The organism is Streptomyces sp. GC420, assembly GCF_009916105.1.
Lineage (GTDB): Bacteria > Actinomycetota > Actinomycetes > Streptomycetales > Streptomycetaceae > Streptomyces.
On the sequence record NZ_JAAAXQ010000348.1, the window covers coordinates 1 to 8377 of the forward strand.

Sequence of the window (8377 nt, forward strand, 5' to 3'; positions counted from 1 at the left end):
GGCCACGGGGGCGGGTAGCCGGGGGCCGCTGCCCGGGAAGGCGGCCTCACGGGCCGGCCCCGTCCCCCAGGGGCCTGCCGGTCGCCAGGGGCGCTCGGCGCTCCGGGGACCGGCCCGCCTCCGGAGGCTGCGGCGAGGCGGGCACGGAGCCGTCCCGCGCAGCGCTCGGCGGACCGCCCCCGGAAGGGGCACTCCGGGTGGTGCCCACGACAGGCCGGTTCGAGCCGTGCTCGGGCGAGCGGCGGGGCGCCGCGCCCCGGTGGAGGCCCGCGCCGACGGACCGGTCCCGGCCGGACCGGGACCGGTCCCAGTCCGTTCCGTTCCCTCCCGGCCGCTCGGTGCGAGGTCTCGGGCGCCCTGTCGGCCGCACGGCCCCACTGAACCGCGCCGGCCTCGACACCGGGCGGGCAGGCCCGGCGCCGGGCCGGACCCCGCGCACGCGAACGGACGCGGGGATGCCGGCCGCGACGGGCTACTTCTCCGTGACCCCCGCGGAGTCGAACGTGGCCACCTCGTGCATGGCGCGGGCCGCGCTCTGCACCACCGGGAGGGCGAGCAGGGCACCGGTGCCCTCGCCGAGGCGGAGGTCGAGGTCCACGAGCGGGCGCAGGCCCAGCTTGTTCAGGGCCGCGACATGACCGGGCTCCGCGCTGCGGTGGCCCGCGATGCAGGCCGCGAGGACCTCGGGGGCGATGGCGCGGGCGACCAGGGCGGCCGCGCCCGCGCTGACACCGTCGAGGATGACCGGCGTACGCAGGGAGGCGCCGCCCAGGAGGAGGCCGACCATCGCCGCGTGCTCGAGGCCGCCGATCGCGGCGAGGACGCCGATCGGGTCCGCCGGGTCTGGGCGGTGCAGTTCGAGCGCCCGCCGGACGACGTCCACCTTCCGGGCGTGCATCTCGTCGTTGATGCCGGTACCGCGGCCCGTCACCTCCACCGGGTCGACGCCGGTGAAGACCGAGATGAGCGCGGCGGACACGGTGGTGTTGGCGATGCCCATCTCGCCTGTCAGCAGGGCCTTGTTGCCCGCGGCCACCAGGTCGCGCGCGGTCTCGATGCCGACCTCGATGGCGCTGACTGCCTCCTCGCGGCTCATCGCGGGACCGGCGGTGAGGTCAGCGGTCCCGGGGCGCACCTTGCGGGGCAGCAGGCCGGGGGTGGACGGCAGGTCCGAGGCGACGCCGACGTCGATGACGCAGACCTCGGCACCGACCTGGTTGGCGAAGGCGTTGCAGACGGCGCCCCCGCCGAGGAAGTTGGCGACCATCTGGGACGTGACTTCCTGCGGCCAGGGGGTGACGCCCTGGGCGTGCACTCCGTGGTCGCCGGCGAAGATGGCGACGGCCGCGGGCTCCGGAATCGGCGGCGGGCACATCCTGGAGAGGCCGCACAGCTGGGCGGAGATGATCTCCAGCATGCCCAGGGCCCCGGCCGGCTTGGTCATCCGCTTCTGTCGCTCCCAGGCCTCGCCGAGCGCCTTGGCGTCCAGCGGCCGGATGCCGGACACGGTCTCCTGGAGGAGGTCGTGCGGCTCCTCGCCCGGCAGGGCGCGGCGGCCGTACGTCTCCTCGTGAACGACCCAGGACAGCGGGCGGCGCTTGGACCAGCCTGCCTGCATCAACTCGGGCTCCTGCGGAAACTCGTCGACGTAGCCGACACAGAGGTACGCAACGACTTCGAGGTGCTCGGGCAGGTCGAGGGCACGTACCATCTCGCGCTCGTCGAAGAAGCTGACCCAGCCGACGCCGAGGCCCTCGGCGCGAGCGGCGAGCCAGAGGTTCTCGACGGCGAGCGCCGAGGAGTACGGGGCCATCTGCGGCTGGGTGTGCCTGCCGAGGGTGTGGCGGCCGCCGCGGGTCGGGTCGGCGGTGACGACGATGTTCACCGGGGTGTCGAGGATGGCCTCGATCTTCAGTTCCTTGAACTGCTTCGCCCGGCTCTTGGGGAGGGACCTGGCGTAGGCCTCGCGCTGGCGCTGCGCCAGTTCGTGCATCGCCCGGCGGGTCTCGGCGGAACGGATGACGACGAAGTCCCAGGGCTGCGAGTGGCCGACGCTGGGCGCCGTGTGGGCGGCTTCGAGGACGCGAAGCAGGACGTCGTGCGGGATCGGGTCGCTGCGGAAACCGTTGCGGATGTCGCGGCGTTCGCGCATCACGCGGAGCACGGCGTCGCGCTCCGCCTTGTCGTATCCGGGAGCAGGGCCCCGGTCGGGTTCGGGTACGGCTTCGAACGCGGCTTCCTCCGCGGGTTCGGGCACGGATTCGGCTCCCGCCTCGGCCTCGGCGTCGGGTCCCGGACCGGCCTCTGTGACGGTCAGGGTCTCGGACTCGGTCACGGTCTCGGTCTCGTCCGCCGTTTCGGCCTCGGCCTGCGCCGCTGCCCGGGGCTCGGTTTCGACGGCGGGCGCGTGATCCTGCACCGGCTCGGGCCCGGTCTCCTGCAAGGGCTGGGGCTCGGTCTCCTGCAAGGGCTGGGGCTCGGGGGCGGACTCCCGCTCCGCGGCCCGCACGGCCTCCGCCACCTCGGGCTCGACGACGGCGGCCGGCTCGGGCTCCGGCTCCGGCCGCGGTTCCGGTGCGACCTCGGCCGCAACGGCTTCGGCGGCCACAGGTTCGGGCCCGACGACCGGTTCGGGCGCGACCGCGACGGCCTCGGGGGCGGCAGCCTCGGGCACCGGCACCGGCACCGGCACCGGCACCGGCTCCGGCTGGTGCTGGGGCTCGGAGGTCGCGATCTCATCGACGGCCTCGGCGGGCTGCGGCTGTTCGGCGGGGTCCGGCGGTGCCGCCTCGCCCTGCGCCGACGCCGGCTCGGGCTCCACGGCCTGCTGCTCGGGGACGGGAACGGCCTCCACGACCGGCTCGGCAACCGGCTCCACGGCCGCCTCCGCCGCCACCGGCTCGGCAACCGGCTCCACAACCGCTGCGGGCGCGGGAGTCGGTGCCAGGTGCGCCGCCTCCGGAACGGTGCCCTCGACCGGAACGAACCGGCCGTCCTGCTCGCCGGCTTGTGCCTCGGCCGACACGGCCACGGGTTCGGCGACCGCATCCACCACGGGTTCGGTCACAAGCTGCGGGGCCGCTTCCGCCACCGGTTCCGCCACGGGCGCCGGAGCCTCCGCGACGGGGGCCACGGCCTCCGCCTCCTCGGCCTGGACCTGCTCCGGGGCGTGGACCTGCTCCGGGGCGTGGACCTGCTCCGGGGCGGCCCCGTCGGCGAATGCCGGCTGAGCCTGGGCAACGGCCTCGGCCTCGGCCTGCGGGGCCGGAGCGGCCGCCTCCGCGGCCAGCGGGGCCGCCGCCCACTGCGTGGTCGGCTGCGGCGGGATCTCGCCGAGCTGCGGCCCCGGAAGCATCGCCGAGGCGTCCTGCGGGATGTCGAGGTACTCGGGCCCCGTCGTCGGCGGTCCCGAGTGGCGTACCGGCATGGGCTGCGCCGGGATCGGCGCCACCGGCGCGGCGGGGCCGCGGTCGGCGAGGGAGCGCACGACCCCGCCGCCCGAGGTGTCGGGTGTCGGCGGGCCCATGTGCAGCGGGCGGCGCGGCTGCGCGGGCGCCTGCGGCTGGGGCACGGACGCGGAGACAGGGGTGTGCGCGGGCGTCTGGGCGTGCACGGGCGCGGACTGCGCCGTGCGTACCGAGCCGAGGTCCAGCGAACCGGAGTCACGGCCGCCGCTCTCGTGCGTACTGGCGTCCGACGGGTACCCCTGCTGCGGAACGGGCGGGGGCGTCGGTGCCGCGGGCTGGGCGGAGGGGTCGATCCACGCCCCCTGCGCGCCGGGCATCAGCAGCAGATCGTCGTCCTCGACGGCGCTGTCGGAAGGATCGAGGTAGGTGTAAACACCCGGAGCGGGGACGCCCGGCTGCTCCACCATGCCTGCGTTCTCCGGCAGCCCCTCGCCCGGGACCTGGCCGGTGTCAGTCATGCGTACCCCTCGCCCATCGGTAGTGCTCCTTCGACCCGACCCCAACCTCTCCGGGGTGGCCCCGTGGCCCGGACGGCAGAGCGCGGTGCGACAGTCGCCCTCGACCAGCAAGAACGAGCGTGCGCGCCGCGCGGCACGAACCGCCCGCGACCATCAAGGATGGTCACGGTCGGCCGGTCCCGCAGCGGTTTGCCCACCAAGGACCGTTGTGGACTGCGCCACGTCGCGCGTCCTCCGGACATGCCGTACCATCCTGCCCCCAAAACGGGTGCGCTTCCCGGACATTGGCGAACAAAGCACCGAACCCCCGGGGGTGGTACAACGGTCGGTCAGCCTACCCCGACAGGTGTACGGAGCTGGATCAGGGGGCCGATTCCGGACGTACCGCGGACAGCAGAAAAGCGACCGCGCGTTCGCGTTCCGCCCAGTCCTCGACGCTCAGCTCGACCGACTGCAGAAGCGCGCATTCGACGGCGTATCCGCCCTCGGTCAGAACCCGCGCGACGGCCTCCGCCGCGTCCCGGGTGAAGGCGTGCGTGACGATGCGGGCGGGGCGCCGGTCGGCACAGGCCGAGACGACGGCGTGGCCGCCGCCCCCGACTCGTACGACGTCGGGCTCGGGAAGGTTCTCCAGGACCTGCGGGGCGGTTCCGCACACCGTCTGGAGTTGTACGCCGAAGCGGCGGGCGGCGTCGGCGGTGCGCTCGCAGGCGGCCGGGTCCCGGTCGACGGCGATGACCGCGGCGCCGAAGCGTGCCGCCTCCGTGGCGAGGGCACCGCTGCCGCAGCCGATGTCCCAGACCAGGTCGCCCACGCGAGGGCCGAGACGGGCGAGTTGGGCGGCGCGCAGCGGGACGGACTCCCCCTCGCCGGGGGTCCCGGGGTACTCGGTGCCGGGCAGCGCCCAGCCGCGCACCCGGGGCGGCCGGGCCGGGTCGCGGCCGGCGATCCAGGCGTCGGCGGAGGGGGCCGCGGCCGGGCCGCCGATGACGATGACGACGTTGGGGTCGCGCCAGGCGAGGTCGGCGACCTTGTCGGAGGTCAGGACGGTGACCTGCTCGTGCACGGTGCCGAGGGCCTCGCAGATGACGAAGGTGCGGTGCACTCCGTCGAGCAGGAGGGCGAGTTCGGCCGGCCCGGCGCCGGGCGAGGTGAGGACGGCGACCTTGGTGTGGGCGCGGCAGACGTTGACGGCGCGGCGCAGGGTGCGGCGGTGCGCCACCACGATCTGGGCATCGTCCCAGGGCATGCCGGCCCGTGCGAAGGCGGCGGCCACGGAGGAGACGGCCGGCACCACCTCGACCTCGAGGCCGTGTTCGGGTGCTCGCAGGGTGCGGACGACTCCGAAGAAGCCGGGGTCCCCGTCGGCGAGCACGACGGCGGAGCCTCGGTGGCGTGCGATGCGGCGGGCGGCGAGCGAGACGCTGCCGAGCCTGATGCGTTCGGCGGCGGGCGGGACCTCGGGCAGGGCGAGGTGGTGCGGGGCTCCGGCGACAAGGGTGGCGGCGGAGAGGGCGGAGCGTGCCGCCGAGGTCAGGGGCGAGCCGTCCCAGCCGATCACCGTGACCCGGTCGGCCATCGTTGTCAGTCTCCCCGTGGTGTGAGTCTTGTCCCAGGTCTCGCCGGTAGGACCGGTGGGCGCGGGTGGCTTCCCCGGGAGGGCACAGTACCCGTTGCGGCGCGCAGTCGTGGCGTGCGGGGCCGGTGGGAGGGACGGGCTTCGTGCCCGCTCAGTTCCACTCGGTGAAGTTGTATCCGTCCTCGTCCGGGAGCGGGTCGGCGCCCTCGAGGTCCTCCGGGAGGAGGCTCCACACGATGAGGTCGGTGCGCACCTCGGACCAGCCGCCGTCGTCCTGCTGCACGCGCGCTATCCACGCGTTGCGCAGGACGCCCTCGCTGATGCAGCCGATCTTCTGGGCGACCTGCTGGGAGGCGGTGTTGTCGGCGGCGGTGCGCAGTTCGAGGCGCTCGAACTTCTGGTCGCTGAACAGCCATCGGGCGACGGCGAGGACGGATTCACTGGCGTAGCCCTCGCCGCGGGCCCAGGGGGCGGTGACATAGCCGACCTCGGTGGAGCGGATCCGCCAGTCGGTGTTGCTCAGGTGGACGATGCCGACGAGCCGCTGGGTGAGGAACTCGGTGACGGCGAAGACGATGCCGCGGCCCTCGGTGCGTTCGGCGGGTGCGCCGGCCGTGGCCCAGTGGCGGGCGTCGTCGACGGTGTAGGGCTGCGGTACGGACGTCCAGGCGGTGACGAGTTCGTCGTTCATCATCTCGGTGAGCGCCGTGATGTCCGCCTCCTCGAAGGGGCGCAGCACCAGCCGGTCCGTACTGATGGAGATGTCCGGAAAGGTGGAAGTCATGCGCAGCTCCGTCGTCGGGACCGTCGTAAAGGCACAGCATGCAGCATGGTGACGGGTCGTCGCATCACAGGGTCGGGCACTTGTACGTGCGGCGGTGCGGCGGACCCCGCCCTCCCGGCGGATGCTGTTGGTCTATTCGGGGCCTTGCGTGACGTCGGCCTTCGAGACCCGGTTGTGGTCTTGAAGGCCGACGTTGTCGTATGGGGTGGGTGCGGATGTCGATGCAGCCGGAGGGATCGGGGGAGATCCCGGCGGAGACGGTGCGGGTGGCGCGGGCCGCGTTCCTTGATCCGGGCTTCGACTTCTCCGTCCTCTCGGAGTTCAGGGACCGGCTGGTTCAGGCGGACGCCGGACGGAGGGTGCTGGACGGCATCCTTGCCGCGGCCCGGGACAAGGGGCTGCTCACCGGCAGGGGCAAGGCACGGACCGACTCCACGCATGTGCTGTCGGTGGCGCGGGACATGTGCTGGCTGGAGATGGTCGCCGAGACCCTGCGCGCGGCCTTGAACGCGCTCGCTGTCACCGCTTCCGACCGGCTGGCCGGGGTCGCCGAGCCGGACTGGTTCAGGCACGCGCCACCCGCGCCGAGGACTCACGTTTCCCCAAGGCCCCGGCCGGACGGGACGAGGTCGGTCGGCGGATCGGAACCGACGGGATGCGGCTGCTTGAGGCCGTCACCTCGGCCGGTGCGCCCGCCGCACTGAAGACCGACTGCGGCTCCCGCCAGGTCAGGGACTCCTGCACGCGCGGACCGCGCCGCAAGCTGACCCTCCAGGACCGGGACGTTCACGAGGTCCTGCACCAGCGCCGGGCCGAGCAGCAGACCGACGCGTGGAAGGAACGCTACAAGGTCCGCGCAGGTGTCGAAGGCGCCATCTCCCAGGCCGTGAACCGCTGCGGCCTGCGCAGATCCCGCTACCGCGGGCTTGCCAAAACCAGCCTCCAGCACCAGCTCACCGGAGCAGCGATCAACCTCGCCCGCATCGACGCCCACCTCACCCGCACCAGCCACTTCGCAGCACTTCGCCCCGCCGACCACACGATCGACGGGGCGAAGCAGACGGCCCCGAATCAACCAACAGCATCTGGTGAACAGGGGGCGGGGCCGGCGGTGGGTGTGCGGCGGGCTCAGAAGGAGGGGGTGACGGAGCCCGCGTAGGTGTCCTCGATGAACTTCCTCACCTTGTCGGAGGTGAGGAGCTTGGCCAGCTTCCTGACGCGCGGGTCGTCCTCGTTGCCGTCCTTGACGGCCAGGAAGTTGCCGTACGGGTTGTCGTCGGCCGATTCGAGGACGATGGCGTCCTCGGCGGGCTTGAGGTCGGCCTCGATGGCGTAGTTGCCGTTGATGACCGCGGCGTCGACGTCCTTGAGGGACCGCGGCAACTGGGCCGCCTCGAGTTCCTTGAACTTGATGTCCTTGGGGTTCTCGGCGATGTCCTTGGTGGTGGCGTCGCTGCCGGCGCCTTCCTCGAGCGTGATGATGCCGTTGGCATCGAGCAGTTTCAGGGCGCGTGCCTCGTTCACCGTGTCGTTCGGTACGGCGACGGTGGCGCCGTTCTTGAGGGCGCCGGCCTTCTCGACCTTCTCGGAGTACAGGCCGAGGGGCTCCAGGTGAACGGTGACGACCGGGGCGATGGTGGTGCCGTTCTTCTTGTTGAAGTCGTCGAGGTACGGCTGGTTCTGGAAGTAGTTGGCGTCGACCGCGCCGTCCTGGGTCGCCGTGTTGGGCGTGACGTAGTCGGTGAACTCCTTGACCTCGAGGTCGAGACCGGCCTCCTTGGCGAGGTTGTCCTTGACGTAGTCGAGGATCTCGGCGTGCGGGACGGGGCTCGCGGCGACGACGAGCGCCCCGTCGGCACGGGCCCCGGCGGAGCCGGAGCCGGAGTCCGAGCCGCAGGCGGACAGGCCCAGGGTGAGGGCTCCGGCGGCGAGGACGGCGGTGGTGATCCTGGCGGTGTTACGCACGAAGAGTGCCTTTCTCATGGTGGTGCGATCCCGTGTCGGGTCTCGTCGGGATTTCGGATTCAGCGGGTCTTGGTGAGCTCGGGTCGCGGCTCGGTGTCCGCCGGGGCGCCGGTGGGTGCGGCGG

The 8377-nt window shown here is 73.2% G+C and carries 4 protein-coding genes and 1 pseudogene; 1 reads left to right on the top strand and 4 read right to left on the bottom strand.

Features of this window, described 5'->3' with window-relative positions; all coding sequences use genetic code 11:
* Window positions 1–472: 472 nt before the first annotated feature.
* The 3 genes from cobT to GUY61_RS30580 form a co-directional block, all read right to left on the bottom strand.
* The gene (gene cobT, locus GUY61_RS30570; protein ID WP_166633495.1) at window positions 473–3925 is read right to left on the bottom strand and encodes a nicotinate-nucleotide--dimethylbenzimidazole phosphoribosyltransferase; all 3453 of its coding nucleotides are present in this window, start codon (window positions 3923–3925) and stop codon (window positions 473–475) included.
* A gap of 361 nt (window positions 3926–4286) precedes the next feature.
* Window positions 4287–5504 carry a precorrin-6y C5,15-methyltransferase (decarboxylating) subunit CbiE gene (gene cbiE / locus GUY61_RS30575; RefSeq protein ID WP_166633496.1) on the bottom strand — a complete coding sequence of 406 codons (1218 nt, stop codon included), beginning with the start codon at window positions 5502–5504 and terminating at the stop codon, window positions 4287–4289.
* Window positions 5505–5655: 151 nt separating this feature from the next.
* On the bottom strand, window positions 5656–6288 hold the full coding sequence (locus GUY61_RS30580) for a GNAT family N-acetyltransferase (RefSeq protein WP_166633497.1): 633 nt from the start codon (window positions 6286–6288) through the stop codon (window positions 5656–5658).
* A 215-nt stretch (window positions 6289–6503) separates the two neighbouring features.
* Between GUY61_RS30580 and GUY61_RS30585 the strand changes: the two are divergent.
* Window positions 6504–7345: pseudogene (locus GUY61_RS30585) on the top strand (transposase); the annotation flags it as partial.
* Between the two features lie 71 nt (window positions 7346–7416).
* On the opposite strand, the gene GUY61_RS30590 reads toward GUY61_RS30585, so the two are convergent.
* Entirely contained in the window at window positions 7417–8253 is an 837-nt protein-coding gene (locus tag GUY61_RS30590) for a MetQ/NlpA family ABC transporter substrate-binding protein (RefSeq protein ID WP_166633498.1), read from the bottom strand.
* Window positions 8254–8377 lie beyond the last annotated feature (124 nt).